Source organism: Butyrivibrio sp. (genome assembly GCF_017635265.1).
Lineage (GTDB): Bacteria > Bacillota > Clostridia > Lachnospirales > Lachnospiraceae > Butyrivibrio.
Map to the genome: position 1 here is coordinate 47384 of NZ_JAGBLU010000001.1, position 21806 is coordinate 69189.

The window sequence follows — 21806 nt, forward strand, 5'->3', positions numbered from 1 at the left end:
TTCCGCTACATTTATGCAAATCCACCCTTACTTCATCAGATCAAAAATACTTATCTGATTGGAATCCGGGATATCTCCCAAAAGTCCCATGTCTGACATCTTTTCAAGTACAGTTTGCGGGCACTTGGTCCTTTGCTTAAAATCATCCTTTGAAAGGAAAGGACCATCTTTGGCCGCTTCCACAATCTGGTCAGCAGCTTTCTCACCCATTCCGTCAATACTTGTAAGAGCAGGCATAATCTTGTCTCCGATAACCTGGAAGTCCCTTGACTTAACCTTAAAGATGTCTATAGGAAGGAACTCAATCCCACGCTCATACATTTCTTCAACCAGCCTCATATCACCGTATTCAGCCTGTTGAGCATTGGTAAGCTCATCTTTTTTATTGTTGTACTCGCGCATAATAGCTCTTAAATGATTTTCTCCCTGACACATGTGCTCATAGTTAAAAGCCTTTGCCCTTATACTGAACCAGGCAGCGTAAAAAGCCTGCGGAACATATACTTTGAAATATGCAATTCGCCATGCCATCATAACGTAAGCTGCCGCATGCGCCTTGGGGAACATATACTTTATCTTTTCACAGGACCAGATGTACCAGTCGGGAACGCCGTGGTCTGTCATATCCTTTTTCCAGTCGGCCCAGTTGCTTTCTTTCCCCTTGGCAACTTTTCCCTTACGAACAGCCTCCATGATTTTAAAGGATTCAGACTTATCAAGACCCTTCTGAATAAGATAGATCATAATATCATCTCGACAGCAGATACAGGTATCAATCGTAGCCTTACCTTCCTGAATAAGAGTCTGTGCGTTACCAAGCCAAACGTCAGTACCGTGTGACAGACCTGAAATTCTTATAAGGTGGGACAATGATGATGGTCCTGCATCGATAACCATCTGCATGGCAAAGTCTGTACCAAACTCAGGAAGTCCAAGGCATCCAAGCTTTGTTCCACCAATCTGATCAGGAGTGATATTAAGAGCCGTAGTGTTCATGAAAAGGCTCATAACATTTTTATCATCAAGTGGCACAGTCTTGGGGTCAAGGCCTGTACAATCCTGCAAAAATCTGATCATGGTAGGATCATCATGTCCGAGAATATCAAGCTTTAACAGGTTGTGGTCAATGGAGTGATAATCATAATGCGTCGTAATGGTTGCAGTTGTCATATCATTGGCCGGGTGCTGTACAGGACAGAAAGAGTTAATATCCTCACCCACAGGCAAAACTATGATTCCACCGGGATGCTGACCTGTTCCTCGTCTTATACCGGTACAACCCTGAACTATTCTGTTGATCTCACATTTTCTCTTGCTGGCACCGATTCCGTCGTAATATTTTTTAACAAAACCATAAGCTGTCTTATCTGCAAGAGAAGCTATCGTTCCCGCTCTGAAAGTCTGTCCGTAACCGAAAATAACTTCAGTATACTTATGAGCTTTAGACTGATACTCACCAGAGAAGTTAAGGTCAATATCAGGCTCCTTATCACCCTTAAATCCAAGGAAGGTCTCGAAAGGAATATCGAATCCATCCTTGTTCATCATGGCTCCGCACTTAGGGCATCTCTTATCAGGCATATCACAGCCAGAATTACCGCCATACTTAAGTACTTCTTCAGAATCAAAGTCACTATATTTACACTTAGGGCACACATAGTGCGGGCTAAGTGAATTAACTTCCGTGATACCTGATGTAAATGCGACAAAAGAGGAACCTACAGATCCCCTGGAGCCAACCAGGTATCCATCTTCGTTTGACTTCCAAACAAGCTTCTGGGCGATGATATACATAACCGCGAAACCATTCTTTATAATTGAGTTAAGTTCTCTCTCAAGTCGCTCCTGAACTATTTCAGGAAGGTTTTCTCCATAAATTTCATGAGCCTTGTCGTAACAGATCTTAGTAAGGATCTCATCACTGTTTTCAATGACAGGGGGACACTTATCAGGTCTTACCGGTGATATGCTCTCGCACATATCAAGGATCTTCCTGGTATTATCTATAACAATTTCTTTTGCCTTATCGCCACCGAGATAGTCAAATTCCTCCATCATCTCGTCAGTAGTCCTTAGGAAAAGAGGTGCAGGCTCTTCATCATTCATACCCTTTCCGGCCATGATGATCGTTCTGTATATCTCATCCTCAGGATTTAAGAAATGTGCGTCGCAGGTAGCAACAACAGGTTTGTTGAACTGCTCGCCGAGCTTAACTATTTCTTTGTTGATCTCTCTTATGTCATCATCACTGTTGATGTCTTCATATCGCTCTGAATCCACCATGAAATGGTTGTTACCCACAGGCTGGATCTCAAGATAATCATAGAAATCCACAATTCTTGCTATTTCTTCCGGAGGTCTCCCCTCTACTACTGCACCGTAAAGCTCTCCGGCACAACATGCACTTCCGATAATAAGTCCCTCTCTGTGCTTTAAAAGCTCACTCTTTGGAATAAGAGGAAATCTTCTAAAGTAGTCAATATGGGACTCGCTGACAAGGGTATAAAGGTTAACTCTTCCCAATGTATTCTTTGCAAGGATAATACAGTGATTAGGACGAAGATGTCTTATCATTTCCTTGGTTGGCTTTCCAAGAACATTTACATCGGTAAGCGTTACTGCCTTTTGTTCCTCAAGCATTGGAAGGAACTTGTTAAAAATAAGCGCAGTACACTCTGCATCATCAACAGCTCTGTGGTGATGTTCAAGAACTACTCCCAAAGTCTTGGCTACTGCATCAAGAGTGTGCTTGGCCTGGAGAGGGAAGAAGTATCTTGATAACCACAAAGTATCAACTGTTGTGTAGTCAGCAGGGATTCCCAGTTCAAGACAATTCTGGTTGATAAAGCTTATATCAAATCCAACGTTATGTCCTACCAATACAGCATCTTTACAAAATTCCACAAACTTAGGGATAATTACCTCCCTTGTGGGTGCATCCATTACCATTTCATCAGTAATGCTTGTGAGCTTTTCAATTCTATAGGGAATAGGCACCTGAGGATTTATAAACTCGGAGAATCTCTCAATGATTTCTCCATTTCTTACCTTTACGGCACCGATCTCAATGATCTTGTTTTTTATAGGAGAAAAACCTGTGGTCTCAATATCGAATACAACAAAGGTTGTATCTCGAAGTGGCTGTCCCTTGTCATTTACAACAATTTCCTTAAGGTCGTCAACAAGATATGCCTCTACTCCAAGGATCAGTTTAAAGAAATCCTGTCTCTCGATAGGTGGCTCACCGGCTTCTTTTCTCCTCTTTTTCTCATCGTTAAAGAGGTCTTCCCAGACATGGTTTGCATCTGTAAGAGCCTGAACAACGCCGTGGTCTGTTATGGCAATACCTGGCATTCCCCACTTATAGGCCTGTTTAACTATATCCTTAACTTCAGAAACGCCATCCATATCACTCATCTTGGTATGGCAATGAAGTTCTACTCTTTTTACTTCTGCCCTGTCTACTCTCTTCGTAGTAAAATCAGGGATCTTTTTTACTCCCACAATAGACTGAAGTGACAACTCATGGTCAAACTTATCAACAGCAGCGATACCTTTGATCTTAAGGAAAGCTCCGGGTTTAATATCCTTTGTGATATCAGGAACATCCTCTGTCTTTACAAACATCTTTACAGTGATAGAGTCTGTAAAATCAGTTATGTCAAAGATCATGATACTCTTTTCATTTCTGATATCTCTCTGATCATAAGCTGTTACTTTACCGTGAACTGTAACTTCGCCAAGCTCTCCTATTAGCTCAGAAAGCTTCATTGTTTCATCATCAAAGTCTCGTCCAAATACAACATCAGGATTATCACTTCGTTTGTAGCTTCCGCCAAAGTCTCTCTTTGGAGTCCACTTGCCTTTTGAAAATCCAGCCTTTGTCCCTTCTGCTGCACTCTTTTGAGGTTCCTCATTTTTCTGAACTTTTTCTTCAGCAGCCTTTTGAGCTTTTTTCTCAGCAGCCTGTTTCTTCTTTTCCTCGGACTTCTGCTCAAAATCTTCCAGTTTTTTAGCCATTTTGGCTGACTCGTCAGTATAATCAGGCTCTTTTGTCTCCTTCTGAGTTTCCACAAACTCAGGAGAAATAGCTACGGACAAACCACATCTTTCATTTACGATTTTTGATAAAACTCTGATAAGATCGGGAGCCTTCTTTTTGCCAACCACGCTGTTTTCAAGCCTGATGATTACATTTCCATCATTGGGATACTCAAAATCTGCAGCACGAAAAAGACTATACTCCATATGGTCATAGTCTTTTAATTCCATCTCTATGCTCTCTCTGTAGATATCAAAGAGATTCTGCGGTGTATACTGAGCAGACAGACTGAACTTCTCATAGATCTTTATAGTCAGATCCTGTCCGTTAAAGAGCTGCTTTTTTATCCCCTGCTCTGTCTTATAAATATCTGCCTTATCGATAAGAGCATTGCTGCATATATATATTCTGATAAAATCCTGTTTTCTTGTGGTCGAGACCTTAACAACCTCAGTTTGCTCCATTATCTCTTGAGTTCGGTCATCAAGCTTAAGACCAGGAAAAACTTCGAAAAACTTCTTCCCCATTAAAACTCCTAAATATTACATGTACGGAACACGTTCGAACCAGACTTTGAAATACCTCTTTAGGTTCTCACAGCCCAATTATCAAGCTCTTCTTTAAGAACGGCAAGTAGCTGATCCTCAGGCACTTTTTTGATAATCTCGCCATGCTTTATAAGAAGGCCTTCTCCATCACCGCCTGCAATTCCGATATCAGCCTCTTTTGCTTCTCCGGGGCCATTTACAGCACATCCCATTACTGCAACCTTGATATCAAGAGGATACTTTTGAACCATTGTCTCTACCTGATTGGCAAGTCCGATAAGATCAATCTTTGTTCTTCCACAGGTTGGGCATGATACAACTTCTATTCCGCCTTTTCTGATATCAAGAGTTCTGAGGATCATCTTGGCTGTCTTGATCTCTTCTACAGGATCACCTGAAAGAGAGACTCTTATAGTATCTCCGATACCTTCATTTAAGATAATTCCAAGTCCAACTGAAGACTTAATATTACCTCCATACACAGTTCCTGCCTCAGTAATTCCTACATGAAGGGGATATTTGCACTGTTTTGCCAAAAGCTCATGGGCTTTAACACACAACATGACATTGGATGACTTAATACTGATTACCATATTGTCATAGCCAAGATCTTCTATTATACCTATCTTGTCTATAGCGCTCTCAACAAGTCCCTCAGCTGTCACTCCATGGTACTTTTCCACGAGATTTTTCTCAAGAGAACCACTGTTTACACCTACACGGATAGGGATGTTTCTCTCTTTTGCGCATGAAACTACTGCCGCAATTCTGTCCTTTGATCCAATGTTGCCGGGATTTATTCTGATCTTATCAGCACCGTTTTCCATGGCGGCAATAGCCATCTTATAATCAAAGTGAATATCTGCGACAAGCGGAATATGTATTTGTTTTTTTATTTCTCCAAGAGCCTTTGCAGCCTCAAGATTTGGAACTGTACACCTGATGATGTCACAGCCTGCTTCTTCAAGGCGTTTTATCTGCGCAACAGTACCTTCTACATCCTCAGTTCTGGTGTTGGTCATAGACTGAATAAGGATAGGATTGCCTCCACCGATAACTCTGTCGCCTATATGCACAACTTTTGTATTATCTCTATATGCCATACATTTTATCCTTTCTATTCCGTTTTATTATAGAAATGCAACGAAACAGCAGTTAATTTACTACATTTTTTTGTTTACTGAAATGGTGATTTTTGATTAAACTGCGCTGAATTATCACCTTGTAAACTTGGTTATATCATTGAAAAGCACAAAAACCATCAATCCCAAAAGTGCTACCATACCGATCATATGAACAAAACCTTCTTTTTTAGGAGGCACAGGCTTTCCAAATATAACCTCAATAAACTGGAATACCAGTCTTCCGCCATCAAGAGCAGGAAGCGGAAGTAAATTCATAACTCCAAGATTGACTGACAAAAGAACAGTCAGGGACATCATCGTAAGTATGACAGCTGACAGTCCAAAGGGCCTTACTTCCTCATAGGCGTCATCAACAATCTTTACCATTCCAACAGGTCCAGACACATCATCTGCAGAAAGTTTTCCTTTCACTAAAAGAGCAAGACTTCTGTAAGTAGTCTTAAAATAATAGCGCACTTCATACCACGCATACTTAAGTGCTGCAGCGCCCTTTATCTCGCCATACTCTCCAAGATAAACACCCATGTAATATCTTCCGGCTTCTTCACTATACTTGGGAACAAGTGTAGTCTCATACTGCTGCCCATCTCTCTCATACACAATTTCCATAGGAGAACCTTCAGCAAACTGTGAAATAAGTGTCACTTCACCGGCCATATATACTTTTTCGCCATCTACACTTATTATCTTGTCTCCTGCCTGCATTCCTGCTTCAGCAGCAGCAGAATCTTCGGTCAGCTGATTGATAACAGGGAAATTCCATGCAGAAAAGCTAACAAGAATAACCGCCAATAAATATGCAATTATAAAATTGGCAAATGGTCCTGCAAAAAGTGTTGCTATTCTTCTCCACACCGGTGCATTCAAAAATGAATGTTCATCGTATCCCTCTTTTTCCTCTTCAACCGGATCCATTCCATCAAATACACAGGCTCCACCAATAGGCAAAAGCTTAATGCTGTAAAGTGTCTCTCCTTTTTGTTTTTTCCATAGAGTGGGACCCATTCCCACAAAAAACTCATTGACCCTTATTCCACCGGCTTTGGCTATAATAAAATGCCCAAACTCATGAGAAGTCACAAGTATTCCGAAGATTATAAAGAAAATTATAATGCTGATAATCATAAATTATATTTGCCTCCAAGAAACTCATAGGTTTCCTTTTCTGCTGCAAGAATAGCATCAACGTCAGGGTTATCTATTCTCCTGTGGTGTTCCATAGCCTCTTCTATCATGTCATAGATTTCAAGATATTTTATATCACCTTTTAAGAATCTGCGAACTGCCATTTCATTGGCTGCGTTAAATACCGTCGGCATGCTGCCGCCTTCGTAGGCTGCATCATAAGCAAGCTTCAATCCTCTGAAGGTATCGATATCAGGCTTTTCAAATGTCAGACTTCCAAGCTCAAAAAGGTCAAGCCTCTTCTCATTCATAGGTCTTCTGTCCGGATAGAACAGCGCATACTGAATAGGTAATTTCATATCCGGAACCCCCAGCTGTGCTATAACAGCGCCGTCTACAAATTGAACAGCACTGTGTACTATGCTCTGAGGATGAACCAGAACCTGAATATTATCAAGACTCACATCAAAAAGCCATCTGGCCTCCATCACTTCAAGTCCTTTATTTACCAGAGAGGACGAGTCAATAGTAACCTTTGGTCCCATATCCCAGTTAGGATGTTTCAGAGCATCCGCAGCAGTCATGCTTTCCAGTTCCGATTTCTTTTTCCCTCTAAAAGGTCCGCCACTTGCCGTTAAAAGAATCTTCTCAAGCCTTCCCTTGGGTTCACCGTTTAAAGACTGAAAAATTGCGCTATGCTCACTGTCTACAGGAAGAATCTTAACTCCTTTTTTGGCAGCAAGCGGCATAATAATATGCCCTGCGCAAACAAGTGTCTCTTTATTAGCAAGTGCAATGTCTTTTCCGCTTTCAATAGCTTTTATGGTAGGCCTTATTCCTATCATTCCAACAACAGCTGTAAGAACTGTATCAGCTTCAGGAACGGATACAATTTCAAGAAGTCCTTCCATTCCGCTAAATATCTCTATATCAACATCTGAGAGTCTTTCCCGGAGCTTCTTGGCTGAATCTTCGTCAAACATGCACGCATATTTGGGCTTAAACTCCCTGACCTGTTTTTCTACCATTTCTACTCTGGTGTTAGCCGCAAGTCCTATAACCTCAAGCTCTTCGTTATTATTCCTTACAACATCCAGAGTCTGGGTTCCAATAGAACCGGTACTTCCAAGTAAAACAATCTTTCTCATAAGTTTGTCACCTCTGTAAAACAAATAGCATTAAAAAACTATACGCCGTATTAGAGTAAATTCTCTAATACAGCGTTTAATATACGAATATTTATTAGAAATGTGAAACCATAATTACTGACAAAAAATAAATGCATGGAATAACAAAAATCACACTATCAAACCTGTCCATTATTCCGCCATGCCCGGGAATAATCTTCCCATAGTCTTTAATATTATGATCTCTTTTTATGCCGGATGCCAAAAGGTCTCCCAATTGAGCAATTATGCTGCCTATAAAAGTAATCAGCATAAGCATATAAACTATATTAATATTCTGAACTTCATTTTTGTAGAGCAGATATCCAAATACAGCTCCTACCGCCACTGAACCAAGTACACCGCCTACAGCTCCTTCCACAGTTTTCTTGGGAGAAAGAACCGGAACCAGCTTATGCTTTCCAAAAGCCCTCCCTGCAAAATACGCACACGTATCACATACCCAGGCAATAAATGGAACCCAGGCAAGATATTGTCCATATGGGCGAAGCCTGAGCAAATAGACAAAAGACATATTTACCGGAGCATATACAAAGCAAAAGAAAGCCGCCATTGCCTGCATGGATTTAAACTTTGGAAAGCTGACAACATAGCAGACCATTAATAAAAAGAATGCAAACATAATGGAAAAAATAAAATATTTATGGCTGCTGACTAAAAGCATCTGGACATAATGAACTGTTATTGCAATATATCCGCAGATTTCCAATGCATTTAACTTGCTGTTTTCCTGATGGATTCCCGTTGCTAAAGTAAGCTCATAAAAACTTATGAGGGAAACTGCAAACAGAACCGCCGCCAAAACTATTCCACCGGGAATAAGTACACCGGCGAGTACCAAACCTATAACAACACCACTTAAAACCCTTGTTTTCAATTTCTACACCAGCCTATACCTTGATCAGTTTTTAAGTCCGCCAAACTTACGATTGCGCGTTCCATAAGAATCCACAGCCATTTGCAGCTGCTCCTTATCAAAATCAGGCCAGGCCACAGGTGTATAATAAAACTCGGTGTAAGCGCACTGCCAAAGAAGGAAATTAGAGATTCTCTGTTCATTACATGTCCTGATCATAAGGTCAGGATCCGGGAGAAAATCAGTGTCAAGATTTCGACTTATCATCTCTTCTGTAATGTCCTCGGGATTAATTTCTCCATCCTTAACTTTTTCAGCAATTTTCTTAACAGCTCGTCTTATTTCATCCCTGCTGCCATAATTTATAGCAATGGTAAATGTCAGACCTGTGTTTCCAGCTGTTGCCTGCTCAAGTTCACTGATAGCCTCCTGAATATCCTCAGAAAGCGCCTTTCTTTCACCAATGACCCGACAGCGAACGTTGTTTTTCATGGATTTTTTTATACTTGTTTTAAGATAATTTCGCAAAATCGTCATGAGAGCGGATACCTCCGCTTCAGGACGACTCCAGTTTTCTGTTGAAAAAGCATACACCGTAAGATACTTTATGCCCATATCTCTGGCAACTACCAGAATATCCTCAACAGCTTTTGCTCCCTGCATATGACCATAATTTCTGGGCATGCCTTTTGCTTTAGCCCATCTTCCGTTTCCGTCAAGGATTATAGCCACATGGGCGGGAATTTTCTTTTCTTCTTCCATAACCTTATACCGTCATGATTTCTTTATTCTTTTCTTCTACAGCTCCATCAATATCCTTGATAAACTTATCTGTGATCTTCTGAAGCTCATCGTTGAGATCATTGATCTCATCCTCTGATACTTCTGAACCCTTAAGCTTTTTAAGAGCATCATTGCCGTCACGTCTGACATTACGAACAGCAACTTTAGCATCTTCACCTTTTTTCTTGATGTCTTTGGCGAGCTGTTTTCTTCTTTCCTCTGTGAGTTCAGGGAAAACAAGTCTGATAATTGCACCATCATTGCTTGGTGTGATTCCAAGATCAGAAGTCATAAGTGCCTTCTCAATGTCTTTAATAAGTGCCTTGTCCCATGGAGCAATCTGAATAATTCTGGCCTCAGGAACCGAAACATTGCCCACCTGGTTAATAGGTGTCGGTGTTCCGTAATAATCAACTTTAATCTTGTCTAAAACATGTGGATTAGCTCTACCTGCACGGATAGAAGCAAGATCCTCTTTCAAAAAGTCGAATGACTTCTGCATTTTGTCATTATATTCTCTTAACTTTTCGTTCATACCTTCACTCCTTATTCTGTGATATCAATCAACAGTAACTGTTGTTCCATTAAAATTACCATCTGCTGCCTTGACGATGCTGTTTTCTTCCTGAAGAGCAAACACCCTCATAGCCACCTTGTTGTCCCTTGCAAGTATTGAAGCTGTCATATCCACAACCTGAAGGTTCCTGGCAATAACCTCGTCAATTGTAACTGTATCATATCTCTTAGCATCAGGGTTTTTCGCCGGATCAGAATCATAAACTCCGTCAACAGCCTTGGCAAGAAGAATATAATCCGCTTCTACCTCTACGGCTCTGAGTACCACACCTGTATCTGTTGAGAAATATGGATGTCCGGTTCCTCCTGCAAAAAATACAACCATTCCCTTCGCAAAGTATTTATTGGCTCTGTCCTTGGAAAAGAGTTTGGTAAATGAGCCGCACTCAAAAGGTGTAAGAATGTTGGTCATCATTCCCTCACTTCTGAAAATCTCAGATACATAAATGCAGTTCATTATTGTTGCAAGCATTCCAATCTGGTCAGCCTTAACTCTGTCAATACTCTCACTGCTTCTGCCTCTCCAGAAATTACCTCCTCCGATAACAATTCCTACTTCTACTCCCTTATCGGAAAGCTGTTTAACCTGCAAAGCAACTTTTCTTACTGTATTCTCATCAAAACCGGTTTTTTTGTCCCCAGCAAGTGCTTCACCGCTGAGCTTTAATAATATTCTCATAATTTCTCCATTTAATTAACCTATTATCTGTTTTTAAGTCCCTCAAAGAACTCTGATGGATTAACATCAGCATAAGCCTGTGAGCACATACCTTCAATAACCGCACCATTGTTGATCTGTACTGACTGAGACTTGATATTGCCCATAACAATTGCTGTTGTGTCAAGAACAACAGGACCATGTACATCGATGTCGCCCTTTACAGCACCTGCAATAACTGCACTGGATCCGAAGATATTACCGACGATAACCGTACTCTGTCCTACCTTTACGCTGCCTTTACTTTTTACTTCACCGGTAATTCTTGCTGATTCCGCATAGATTTCTGCAGCATCTGAATCACCTGTGATCTCACCTGTTATATTGAGCTTGCCAAGACATTTAATATTGCCTGTAACTCTTCCGATAAGATCAAGAGATCCTGTTGTCTGTAAGTCACCTGTAATGACCATACCCTCGGTAATACTAGCTGTTTCATCTGTTGGTGTCTGCTGTTCAAAATCCATCATTCCATTTCCCCCATTATTTGTATTATTTTCAGAAACGTTCGTCTCTGCAATATACTCATTAACATTTGATGAAGCCACCATTTCTATGGCGCTTTTTGGTTCTTCTCCCTTAACTTCAGCAGCTGTCTGCTCTTCGATTTTCTGCTCAAGTTCAACAACTTCCTCATCTGCAGAAACTTTTTCAGGTGCAACCCTTTTTTCAATGACTGCTTCCGGCTCTTTTGGTGCTTCAACCGGTTCAAAAGCTTCACCGGCTTTCTCCACAGCCTCTTTTGTTTCTTCCTCAGAATCTGCTTCATCCAGTTTGATATCATCAATACGATCCAACATACTGCTGATATCAACTTTTTCACGATCAGCTGCCTTTACAGGCTGATTCCCTGCCCCGTTTTCATTATCAAGACCTGCTGCCTCATAGGGCTTATCTTCCGGCATCAGTGTGTTCACTGCCTGAGAAAGATCGCTCTTAAGCTCAGAAAAAAATCCCATCCTGATATCCTCCGTTTTCAATTTTCTAATATTATTTTTTGATATGTTGAACCGGTAACGTATCCTCAGTTATCGGTACTATCACTGTGTCATCCATTGCCTGAATTGCTTCTATAATCTCAGGCAATGCCTCTACGGTATATTTTTTATCTGTCGCATCATGCATAAGCACAACGCAGTGTTTAAACTTGGGAATATTATTTACTATATTGGCGTATACCGTATCGCTTGTTGCTCCTGCTTTATCATCTCCGGCAGATACATTCCAGTCAAAAAAAGTCACTTCCTGCTGGTCAAGATATTCCACAAGTTCACTCATTTTAACCTTGCTGACATCATTGGAGCTGCCCCCCGGAAACCTGTAAAACTCCGACCAGACTCCCGTTGTCTGATACAAAAATATCCTTAACTTTTTAAAATCCTCTTTAAAGGAATCAAGTGAAGCATATAGTTCGCTGTACTTGTGGCTGTATGAATGCATACCCAATGTGTGTCCGTCATCAACTATCCGCTTGTAAATATCTGTGTATTTCGTATCAGGCTTGCCACATACAAAAAACGTGGCTTTGACGTTATACTCCTCTAAAATGTCCAATATCTCACCGGTGGAAGAACTTGGCCCGTCATCAAAAGTGAGATAAACATATCTTGTCCCCTCTATATCCTCAGGATTCTGAGCCCCACTGACATAAACATTTGAATAATCAGCCTCAAATTCCTCCGTCACAGGTGATGCTTCATTTTGAACATCTCCGGAGTCCTCAACATCTTCACTGTCCTGAGATAAAAGAGTGATCTCGTCTCCAAATCTGCCTCTGTACCATTCAAGATCAGCCAAATTCTGATCATAGGCCGTTTTTAATCTGTCAAACCGAATGGCCAGTATCACACAAAAACAAGTCGGAATAAGACATGCAGCAGCAACAGAAATAAGTATCATTCGACGCAGATTCTGTATTCTTTTACTGTACTTCTTTTTAGGTTCATTGAAACCCATTCCAAACTAATATCTCTTTCTGTAATTATATATAACCAACGTATAGTATAGCATAGTTTTATCAAGTCAAAAAGATGTTTTTGCGCACGAAAAAAGCCCGGCGTTCCGACCGGGCTTGTTATACAAAATACTTAAAAGGTTTGAGCAGTCTCAAAACCTGCTGATATATACGTGATTATATAATTATCATAGTCTGAGGCATTAAGTCCAATCATCTGAGAATTGGTGCTTCCACCGTGGAATGTATATCCGACATCCGCAATATTAACCGTGTCAAACGCTACTGCCTTTCCGTTTTTAGTGAAAAGAGTTCTGATTCCGACTCCCTGAATATCTTTTTCCGAATAGTTTGTAGCGCTTATCTCAATACATTTTTCTTTGGTACTTGTATCAACATCAACCAAAGTATATGTACAATTATCAGTTTCGGTTAAATCAAGATTGTATTTATAGGTTGACGCATTCTTTATATTCTCGTTCAAAAACTGACCGTATAGAATAAATTTCTGTCCATCCTTAACAGCATCAGCTCTGTCATGAACAAGCGAAACCTCTTCCCCATCAGGATTGATGGCGGTAAAATCCGCACTTATCCGTACATCTTTTCCTGTATTATTGGTTGCCACCAGAACATAATATGTACACCAGTCAAATTCATCCGGAATAACATACTCATTTTCAATAGTTATGCCGTTCTCAATTTCTGTTGCCGCATATGCAACATTTGAAGGAAATATACACTGATTAACACCAAAAAGAGTAAAAAAAGACATTCCACAAGTGATAATAATAGAAAAAATCTGTTTTTTCATAGCCATTTCCTCCATCAAAATTATTTTTTTGATAGTAATAATTATCATTGAAAACCAGATTTTTTTCGAGTACCCGGAGGCATTTTTAATCCTTTTTTAACCTTTATAAATTATCTATAAACCGCCATTTTATGCGCTCTAGATTTGGTATATTCAGTTCATATAAACCACAGAATATGCTCCAAGATTTTCCACAATATAATTGTCTTCATTTTCAAAAAGTGACACTTCAGCACTTGATACAACAAACACTGTTTCTTCGTACTCTTTTGCAGTTACATCCTCCGGAAGATCCGCAAATATGAAGTTTCCAAAGCTCTTTGCAGTTCTGAACATTGCACTGTCATCATAATAAACAACCGTGTCATTAAAAAGGTGCGGATCATAGTCAGTATAGTAAAGTGCTATGATAAACGGTGCCGATAAACCATCATATGTTGAGTATATCTGTCTCTCATCCCCTGCCACTTCATAAGCTCTTTTTACAGCATCTCCGTAGGTAGGCATAAATATGCTGATGGTCTTGCTGTTATAATCCGTAAAATAGTCTTTTACAAACGAAACATCGGCAAGCAGTAAAGTGCTCAAAATAATAATTGCGATTTTCCTGCTGTTTGAATAGATAAAGTCAAAGCCTCTCACAAAGGCATAAATAAGCGGAATAAAAAATGTAACCATTCGGCTTATATCTGTTTCAACAGCAACGGATAAAATGACATTGGCAACTATAAATGCCGCAAATGCAGCGTTTTTACAATAATATTCACACTTCTCTTTTTCTGTGATTTTCTTATTAAGTCCCTTTATAAAGTCCTTAAAAATTATAAAAATGCCAATGAAAATAACAGGAAAAGTAAACTCGAATAAAGTCGCATAGCCCGGATAAAAATGACATAGCATATCTTCATCATTTCCGACCGTAAGCACAAGTCCCAATACTTTAATATTGTTTAAGAGCTTTCCGGGAAGCGAAGAATCCAATGTAAGAAATACCTCTCCGCTTCTGGTTGCAGTAAGTTTGTTTATGCAAAAATAATCAGTCACAATTTCAGGCAGCCCCAGATAGTTAACTGCATAAAATAAAAAGAGGGGCATAAAAATCATCATAAAGACAACTCCTGAAACAATGACCTCCTTTACACCTAACACTCCTTTGATAAGTGCATATACACACGCAATCAAGATAAACATCGGAATTATCATTGTTCCTGCGCCATAGCCATACATTCCCACTGCCAGAAGCCCTGCGCAAAAAGCAAAACTCTTTATCGTTTTTTTCCTGAGTGCTACAAGAAATGAGTAAAGTCCTATTATCTGAAGGAAGGGCATTATATTGCTGTCAAGGCTCCATCTGCTTAATATCACATGCCATGGGCATAGTGCCAAAAAAGCTGTTCCCATAAGAGCCAACACGTTCTTTTTCCCATCAAAACCCGAATATGAAAAGATTTCTTTTAACACAAAGAAAAAAACAAAAACCGTAAGGATTCCCAGTATTGCCGGAAGGAGTCTTAGTTTGACAACTCCTGTGCCAAAGAGCTTTACCGATATCATATTAAGATAAATCATAAGCTCGCTGTTTCCGCCGCTTCCAAAAGCGAGGGGATGAACAGGGTATGCATAGCCATTTCTGTCTATGCCATAACGGGCAAGAGCAAACGCTTCATATCCTATTGACGCTTCATCCTGCTGCAGGCCATAAGGCACGCTTCCCAGCATAAACAATCTTAAAGCCGAAGCAATTATCATTGTCAGCGCAAAAAGAATATTGGTCGTCCCTGCAGTCAAATCCTTTATTTCACAATTATTCTTTGATGTTCTGTTTTTGTAAATAACAACAGCTGCTACGCCAAAACAAACGTATGCAGCCGTCATTATATAATTGTAATAATCAATTATTCTCATTTTTATCTCGCATTCATAGCAGCATTCCAGTCGGAAATTCCCATAATTGCTGCTGATCTTTGTATATAAGCATTGGCATTCGGACCATTCATCTGCTGAAAAAACTCAAAAGCAAGCTTTGGGGTTCCATCCTGTCTGGTGAGTCCAACAGACAATCCCTGTGATACTTCTAAAGGATAATCTGTCTGTCTGTTAAATGCAATAAGTTTAATATACTGATTTGCAGCTACTCTCTGATAAGCATACACAATAGCTGCTGCCTGAGCCTCTTCTCCTTGTGTTGAAGTATATCCGATTTCGGTTAAAAGTATAGGTCTTACAGCACCTTTGGAATTTCGCATGGCAGGCTGACACATGTAATCAGTCAGCTGTTCTATATTCTCCATAGAAAGATACGGAGTGTTTACGTCATGCCTGATCATTGCCTGTGCAGTTTCATCTTTGGGAGACCAAAACGTAGTCCATGTCATAGGATAGTTATAAGGATGTTCAGCAAGGCCCCAGTCAATATTGCCCTGAGCGGTTATACAGGCATTTATAGCTTCAAGGGTAGCCCTTGCAGAATAGTATGAACCTGCATTGTGGATCTGAGTCCAGTTCTGATCAAGACTTATGCAGACATACGCATTGGCATTCCTGCTTTTGATTGCATTATAACAAATCCTGAGTTCATCAGCGTAAAGCTGCGCATAAGTCATAAGATCATTTACAGAAGAATAATTCCAGACATTTTTGGCATTAACTTCATTGCCGATAACCCAGTTATCCACCTGTCCAAAACCATTCTGCCCATTATATCTGTAAGCAAGGTATGAAACCACTGCTTCAAGATATTCAAGCCCCTTATCTTCAGAGGTATTCATCATGTAATGAAGAGCTTTGCCGCCTCTTGAAGTTGGCGCTATCATAAACTCCTCACCTGAAGACCTGGGATTCAAAAGAACTATCGTCACTCCCATCCCCTGCGCTGTACAGGTTCTTATGCAATGATCATACTGGCTTAGGTAAGATGAATCAAAATTATATGTTTTTCCATTATACACATAAACAACCTGTCCATTTCCGCCAATAACATCTTCAAGATTTATATTATAAGCAGCCTGCTGAACTCCCAGCTGTGCGCTTTCGGTATTACCATTTCCGATCTTTGCTCCATCCAGAATAAGCCCCTTTTTTCCATTATTCTTTCTTGCAGGAGATGATGTTGCAAGTGCCTCGGGATTTGTTATATATTTGGCACCTGCCACAGCTATGTATTGTCCGCCTTGTAAGACAGCCACCTGAAACTTATCATACAAATGACAATTTTCACTTTTGATATTAAGCGGAACCTGAAAAGATACTGATGTTCCAATAGCTGCCGATGCTAAAGGAGCCCCTGCCACTGTCCCCTGGTAAGGTTTCTCAGCAAAAAGATAAAATTTTCCATCGTCAGAATCCGGCAGATCTGATGCCGATACGGAAATATTTACATTAGAACCCGAAATTGTTACAGAGCCGATAGAAACATTCCCTGTTCCCGCAGCATCTGCAGAAATAAAAAAGAAAGAAAAGACACCCGGTACAAAAAAAGCACATAAAAGCGCCCGAAGAAATGATGAAAAGATTTTCTTTGTCATAAATAACCCCACATTTTATTTCGTTTTTGCGATTAACGCAATATTAATAATAAGGTAAAGCTATTTTTATGGCAAATATTTCTTTTCATCATTTCTTCAGGCTTTAATGCTTATCGTTAAAAAAATAATTCTCAATCGGTTTTCTGAGTATAGCTGCCAATGGCCAGATTATCCATGATGATCCCCAGCTAAAAGTAAAGAAACTCCAAATAATGTATATGCAAAGGACTGATTTCCAATAATCAGCAACCATTGCTCTGATAAAATTCTTTACTTTTTTCTCAGTTGGATCCTCAGGTTTTTCGGGCATCTTATGTGAATTATAAGTTTTGTTCTTATCAACATTCTCAACCACTTCACCTGAAACTCTTTCAATATGAACGGTTTTGTCAGAGCTGCCGGAAGATTTGTTTGAATGTGCATAATATCTTTCATCCGAAGACTTGCTTGAATGCACATAGGAGTTTTCATCTGATGACTTGCTCGACGCTTCAGAGAACGCCCTGAATATTTCCTGAGGAAATACCTTTTTATTAAGTGAAAGAAGCTTTTTATAAGCCATATTTCTGCCACTTGAAAACACTATGAGAAACACGCCCACACCGGCAAGGGTAAACATCATAGATGGTCCCACTCCATCTGAAATGATTGGTATATTAAGTGCAGAATCAAGAACTATAACCGGTATGACACTCACAATACATAACATGATTCCAACCGCCAATATCATCCCCTTAACAGTCTGACTTTCTTCTTTTTCGCTTTTCAGATAGTCAATAGTCTCATCATCAATATAGCAAGGCTGTCTGTTCAAAAAGCTCCAGCTTTTGGTTGAATAATTCGAAAAAACAATGAATCCAACACCTATTGCCGCACAAAGGAACAAGAATGCTACTCCTATTCCTGTAAAAAAAGACAAACCTGTAGCTGTTGCTATGGAATCTAAAAGAATCGGTCCCGCAGGTGAAAGAATGCACAGCAGTATTCCAAGTGAAAGAAGAAATCTCCTGGATACGGCTGCGTCAACATAATCATCCGCTTCCTGACGTGAAACATATCTTCTGTCAGATGAAACAAGATCATCAAGTACCTTGTTAAGACCAAGTCCTTCTGCAAGTTCATCCAGATTTCCAAATTCGGAAATAACTATTCCGATAGCCTCATTCTCTTTTTTACCCTCACTTATGAGTTCATTATATTTATCTTCCATCATTGAATAAAGTTCGTCTTTAGCTCTCATTACCTCAATTGTCTTTGGAAGATGTTCAAACATGCTTTCAAGGTATTTTTTTATAGTATCCATTCTTTTCTCCCCATATATACTTAATCTGTTTCTTTAACAAATCGCTCTATAACTTCTTTTGTGAGATTCCATTCCTCACATTTTTCCTTATAATACTTTTTTCCGTTTTCTGTGATTCTGTAATAAGTGCGCTTCTTACCATTTTCAGCACTCTTGACATAAGATTCGATATAACCGTTTTTCTCCATTCTGGTAAAAGCAGAGTACAGCGTGGTCTCTTTTATAATATATTTATCATCCGAAAGAGCCCTTATTCTCTTTGATATCTCATACCCATAGGAAGGTTCATCCAGCAGAATAAAAAGAATAATCGTGTCATTGTACCCTCTGATGACATCACTACTGATTTCTGTCATTTCATCTACCTCTCCCTCCTTACTCAGATTCTATACGATAGTCGTACTACGTCAGTCATGCTATGTCAGTCGTAGTATGTCTGTCACAGTAAATATACAACGTCTGTCGTAGTATGTCAATATAGTTTATGGTAAATCAAAAAAATTTTGTAAATACAGGAAGTACTCTCCCTTTGCATGTGCGTAAGTGGATTGACTGCGTGCGCCACCCTTTACTGGTTCTGATGGAAACGCTGGCACTTGTCTTGCCGACGGTGAGGATGATGGGAACAGTTGGGGCGGACACTTTTCTACCTACGGGTAATTTTTTAATTTTCTGACCTTTTACCCGTGTTTTATTAGTGCCCATGGGCAATATTTAATTTTCTCTGACTTTTACCCGAGTTATCAAACATTCATTGGGTAAATCTATTATTTTTTTCATATTTGCCCAAGCTTTTTAAATAATTCTCGGGTAAAAATAACTCTTTTTATTCCTTTACCCAAATCATTCACTAAACTACTACCTATAGAGTGGACACATACCAATTCACTTTAGACCCACTTTCATGTGGTAATACCCATTTAAAATACAGCCTAAAATCTGTTTTATACATTTTTTTGAAGGCAATACCGTGTTTTCGGACAATTGTGTTATTGTTAATGACCACATCAGGATGTTATCCTTTCATTATTAGGAGCATAACTATTATGAGTTCAAAACATCACTATACTGAAGCTGAAAAAGCAGAATTACTTAGCAATCCATACACTTTTCGAGTTACTGATACTTCAATAAGGTTTACATTGGCTTTTAAAAAGTTTGTATTAGAGAACATTGATAAACCAGGTATGACCAGCGTTAAAGTTTTTGAAGCCGCTGGATATAGAAAGAATATCTTTACTCGTGATATACGCAAATCTGCCATTAAAAGATTTCGTACAGAAGCTGCATCTAAAGGGGGATTGATTGAGCCCAAACTCCCCAAAAAAGCTAGCTCTGATTCAAAAAAACTACACACAGAATCGGAGTATAGAAAACTTGAAAAAAGAGTAACCCTATTAGAACAGCAACTTGATTTTTTAAAAAAAAGCCAAATGATCCGGGAAGGCAAGTATCATCTGCCGTCAGACAATTCAAGTTAATATATAATGCCACGCACGAGGAAGACTGCTGTATCTCAGTCAGTAAACTATGTAAGTGGGCAGGAGTATCAAGATCTGGATACTATAGTTGGTGTAAAAACAAGGACCAGCGAACCAGCAAAGAAATCAGAGATTATAGGGATTTCCAATTGATAAAGAAGGCTTATGACTATAGAGGATATAACAAAGGTGTCATGGGCATACACATGCGTCTGCTGCACATGGGAATAAGAATGAATCATAAAAAAATAAGACGTCTCATGCGAAAGTATGGACTTTTCTGTCCTATAAGAAAAGCAAATCCTTACAGACGTATGGCAAAAGCAATTAAAACAAATGCCATCGCTGATAACCTGCTAAAGCGAGAATTCAGAATCCATGGTCCTCGCAAGATATTTCTTACTGATATAACATATATTTCTTTTAATAACAGCTTTGTATATTTGTCAGTAATCATTGATGCATACACAGATCAGGTATTGTCGCATGTATTGAGTGAAAGCCTTGAAGTAGATTTTGTACTTATGACTGTAGAATTATTGTTTAAAAAACATGGTTCAACAATAGGAGCCACATCGCTTATACATAGTGATCAAGGCTGCCACTACACAAGCGTTCCATTTAGGGAAATAGTCAATGATTATGGTTTACGTCAATCAATGTCTCGCCGGGGTAACTGTTGGGATAACGCACCACAGGAAAGTTTTTTTGGACATATGAAACAGGAGCTTGGCATAAAATCACGTAAATGGAATTCTGTAAATGACATAAGAAATGCCATAGATGATTGGATTGACTACTACAACAATGACCGATATAAACTTAGTCTTAATAAACTATCCCCAAATGAATACTACAGATACATAAAAACCGGAGAATATCCAAAGAAGATGCTGGTCTAAAAAATGGGTGTAAATTTCAAATACTGTCCTTGACATGGGTAGTAGTTTACACTAAATCATGGGTAAATACTTGGATTTTGCTTTTTTTACCCGCAATGCTCTATATAAAATGGGTCAAGTCCTGTTTTATAAGCTAAATCAGGCTGTTTATAATAGAGTTATCTTATATGCACAGCTGGCCATAGACATTGCAACGCATAGTCGCTTATACCTCTTTGTTTTGCATGCTTGATCATACATCTATCTTTTAGGCAGTAAGGCAATGTATGTTAAATTGAAGAGATAAGCTCCTCATATCGAACTTGCAAATTATCATCTATCCTTTACTGTTCCTGGATTCGGAGCCTGAGGCATAATAACCAGCCACACCGCTAGGTGCTTGCCCTTTACGGGTTCTGATGGAAACGCTACAATGTTGTGCAGGGCGGTGAGTGATAATCTACTGTTCCCATCATCCTCACCGTCGGCAAGAAATAGACGGCGTTTCCATCAGGTTCAGTCAGGGTGGCGGACGTTGCCAGGTCCTATGGCTATATCATAAAAATGGATGATCATAATTAAATTGTTAAAAGCAGAAGGCTTACGCATCCAGCGTAAGCCTTCGTAACTATAATCAATTCTATTTTATTTTCTGTTGCTCACGGAAAACAATAGTATTTTAACAAAAGCAAATCACTTACGTTCATACAACACGATTTTTTTTTGCAAATGCAGGATACTTACCCTCATACAAAGAGAAAGGATTTTTTAATTACAAAACACTCACTTTCATACAAGGTATTTTTTTGATTGCACAAGATAGTATGTATTGTTGTTTCTCTTTTCTAAAAAATAATGTTTTTAAATCC

At 39.4% G+C, this 21806-nt stretch carries 17 protein-coding genes; 2 read left to right on the forward strand and 15 right to left on the reverse strand.

Features of this window, described 5'->3' with window-relative positions; all coding sequences use genetic code 11:
• Positions 1 to 27: 27 nt before the first annotated feature.
• The 15 genes from J6O61_RS00185 to J6O61_RS00255 all read right to left on the reverse strand — a co-directional run bounded on the left by J6O61_RS00185 (position 28) and on the right by J6O61_RS00255 (position 18931).
• Entirely contained in the window at positions 28 to 4569 is a 4542-nt protein-coding gene (locus J6O61_RS00185) for a PolC-type DNA polymerase III (protein ID WP_292208119.1), read from the reverse strand.
• A 59-nt stretch (positions 4570 to 4628) separates the two neighbouring features.
• A complete protein-coding gene (gene ispG, locus J6O61_RS00190; protein ID WP_292208122.1) occupies positions 4629 to 5693 on the reverse strand; it encodes a flavodoxin-dependent (E)-4-hydroxy-3-methylbut-2-enyl-diphosphate synthase in 1065 nt (354 codons plus the stop codon).
• Positions 5694 to 5807: 114 nt separating this feature from the next.
• Positions 5808 to 6860 (reverse strand): RIP metalloprotease RseP, encoded by a 1053-nt coding sequence (gene rseP, locus J6O61_RS00195; protein ID WP_292208125.1) that lies wholly within the window; start codon positions 6858 to 6860, stop codon positions 5808 to 5810.
• Entirely contained in the window at positions 6857 to 8008 is a 1152-nt protein-coding gene (locus tag J6O61_RS00200; protein ID WP_292208128.1) for a 1-deoxy-D-xylulose-5-phosphate reductoisomerase, read from the reverse strand. The genes rseP and J6O61_RS00200 overlap by 4 nt, the downstream gene beginning before the upstream one ends.
• Before the next feature lie 94 nt (positions 8009 to 8102).
• Positions 8103 to 8924, reverse strand: a complete 822-nt coding sequence (locus tag J6O61_RS00205) for a phosphatidate cytidylyltransferase (protein ID WP_292208130.1) — start codon at positions 8922 to 8924, stop codon at positions 8103 to 8105.
• Positions 8925 to 8948: 24 nt separating this feature from the next.
• On the reverse strand, positions 8949 to 9665 hold the full coding sequence (locus J6O61_RS00210) for an isoprenyl transferase (RefSeq protein ID WP_292208132.1): 717 nt from the start codon (positions 9663 to 9665) through the stop codon (positions 8949 to 8951).
• 4 nt (positions 9666 to 9669) lie between these two features.
• A complete protein-coding gene (gene frr / locus J6O61_RS00215) occupies positions 9670 to 10221 on the reverse strand; it encodes a ribosome recycling factor (protein ID WP_292208135.1) in 552 nt (183 codons plus the stop codon).
• Positions 10222 to 10245: 24 nt separating this feature from the next.
• On the reverse strand, positions 10246 to 10941 hold the full coding sequence (gene pyrH / locus J6O61_RS00220; protein WP_292208137.1) for a UMP kinase: 696 nt from the start codon (positions 10939 to 10941) through the stop codon (positions 10246 to 10248).
• 23 nt (positions 10942 to 10964) lie between these two features.
• Positions 10965 to 11939: a polymer-forming cytoskeletal protein gene (locus tag J6O61_RS00225; protein WP_292208141.1), complete on the reverse strand. Its 975-nt coding sequence runs from the start codon at positions 11937 to 11939 to the stop codon at positions 10965 to 10967.
• Positions 11940 to 11970: 31 nt separating this feature from the next.
• Positions 11971 to 12936, reverse strand: coding sequence for a polysaccharide deacetylase family protein (locus tag J6O61_RS00230; protein ID WP_292208144.1), 966 nt, complete (start codon positions 12934 to 12936; stop codon positions 11971 to 11973).
• Positions 12937 to 13067: 131 nt separating this feature from the next.
• A complete protein-coding gene (locus J6O61_RS00235; RefSeq protein WP_292208146.1) occupies positions 13068 to 13748 on the reverse strand; it encodes a hypothetical protein in 681 nt (226 codons plus the stop codon).
• Between the two features lie 153 nt (positions 13749 to 13901).
• On the reverse strand, positions 13902 to 15653 hold the full coding sequence (locus tag J6O61_RS00240) for an ArnT family glycosyltransferase (RefSeq protein WP_292208148.1): 1752 nt from the start codon (positions 15651 to 15653) through the stop codon (positions 13902 to 13904).
• Between the two features lie 2 nt (positions 15654 to 15655).
• A complete protein-coding gene (locus J6O61_RS00245; protein WP_292208150.1) occupies positions 15656 to 17272 on the reverse strand; it encodes a DUF5722 domain-containing protein in 1617 nt (538 codons plus the stop codon).
• 103 nt (positions 17273 to 17375) lie between these two features.
• Positions 17376 to 18575, reverse strand: coding sequence for a permease prefix domain 1-containing protein (locus J6O61_RS00250; RefSeq protein WP_292208152.1), 1200 nt, complete (start codon positions 18573 to 18575; stop codon positions 17376 to 17378).
• Positions 18576 to 18595: 20 nt separating this feature from the next.
• Positions 18596 to 18931 carry a PadR family transcriptional regulator gene (locus J6O61_RS00255; protein WP_292208154.1) on the reverse strand — a complete coding sequence of 112 codons (336 nt, stop codon included), beginning with the start codon at positions 18929 to 18931 and terminating at the stop codon, positions 18596 to 18598.
• A 690-nt stretch (positions 18932 to 19621) separates the two neighbouring features.
• On the opposite strand from J6O61_RS00255, the gene J6O61_RS00260 reads away from it, so the two are divergent.
• A complete protein-coding gene (locus J6O61_RS00260; protein ID WP_292208157.1) occupies positions 19622 to 20056 on the forward strand; it encodes a hypothetical protein in 435 nt (144 codons plus the stop codon).
• Positions 20057 to 20088: 32 nt separating this feature from the next.
• Positions 20089 to 20958, forward strand: coding sequence for an IS3 family transposase (locus J6O61_RS00265; protein WP_292208204.1), 870 nt, complete (start codon positions 20089 to 20091; stop codon positions 20956 to 20958).
• Positions 20959 to 21806 lie beyond the last annotated feature (848 nt).

Coding starts and splice junctions, on each gene's coding strand:
- J6O61_RS00185 (WP_292208119.1), bottom strand. CDS start 4,569: ATGGGGAAGAAGTTTTTCGAAGTTTTTCCTGGTCTTAAGCTTGATGAC.
- ispG (WP_292208122.1), bottom strand. CDS start 5,693: ATGGCATATAGAGATAATACAAAAGTTGTGCATATAGGCGACAGAGTT.
- rseP (WP_292208125.1), bottom strand. CDS start 6,860: ATGATTATCAGCATTATAATTTTCTTTATAATCTTCGGAATACTTGTG.
- J6O61_RS00200 (WP_292208128.1), bottom strand. CDS start 8,008: ATGAGAAAGATTGTTTTACTTGGAAGTACCGGTTCTATTGGAACCCAG.
- J6O61_RS00210 (WP_292208132.1), bottom strand. CDS start 9,665: ATGGAAGAAGAAAAGAAAATTCCCGCCCATGTGGCTATAATCCTTGAC.
- frr (WP_292208135.1), bottom strand. CDS start 10,221: ATGAACGAAAAGTTAAGAGAATATAATGACAAAATGCAGAAGTCATTC.
- pyrH (WP_292208137.1), bottom strand. CDS start 10,941: ATGAGAATATTATTAAAGCTCAGCGGTGAAGCACTTGCTGGGGACAAA.
- J6O61_RS00225 (WP_292208141.1), bottom strand. CDS start 11,939: ATGGGATTTTTTTCTGAGCTTAAGAGCGATCTTTCTCAGGCAGTGAAC.
- J6O61_RS00230 (WP_292208144.1), bottom strand. CDS start 12,936: ATGGGTTTCAATGAACCTAAAAAGAAGTACAGTAAAAGAATACAGAAT.
- J6O61_RS00235 (WP_292208146.1), bottom strand. CDS start 13,748: ATGAAAAAACAGATTTTTTCTATTATTATCACTTGTGGAATGTCTTTT.
- J6O61_RS00240 (WP_292208148.1), bottom strand. CDS start 15,653: ATGAGAATAATTGATTATTACAATTATATAATGACGGCTGCATACGTT.
- J6O61_RS00245 (WP_292208150.1), bottom strand. CDS start 17,272: ATGACAAAGAAAATCTTTTCATCATTTCTTCGGGCGCTTTTATGTGCT.
- J6O61_RS00250 (WP_292208152.1), bottom strand. CDS start 18,575: ATGGATACTATAAAAAAATACCTTGAAAGCATGTTTGAACATCTTCCA.
- J6O61_RS00255 (WP_292208154.1), bottom strand. CDS start 18,931: ATGACAGAAATCAGTAGTGATGTCATCAGAGGGTACAATGACACGATT.
- J6O61_RS00260 (WP_292208157.1), top strand. CDS start 19,622: ATGAGTTCAAAACATCACTATACTGAAGCTGAAAAAGCAGAATTACTT.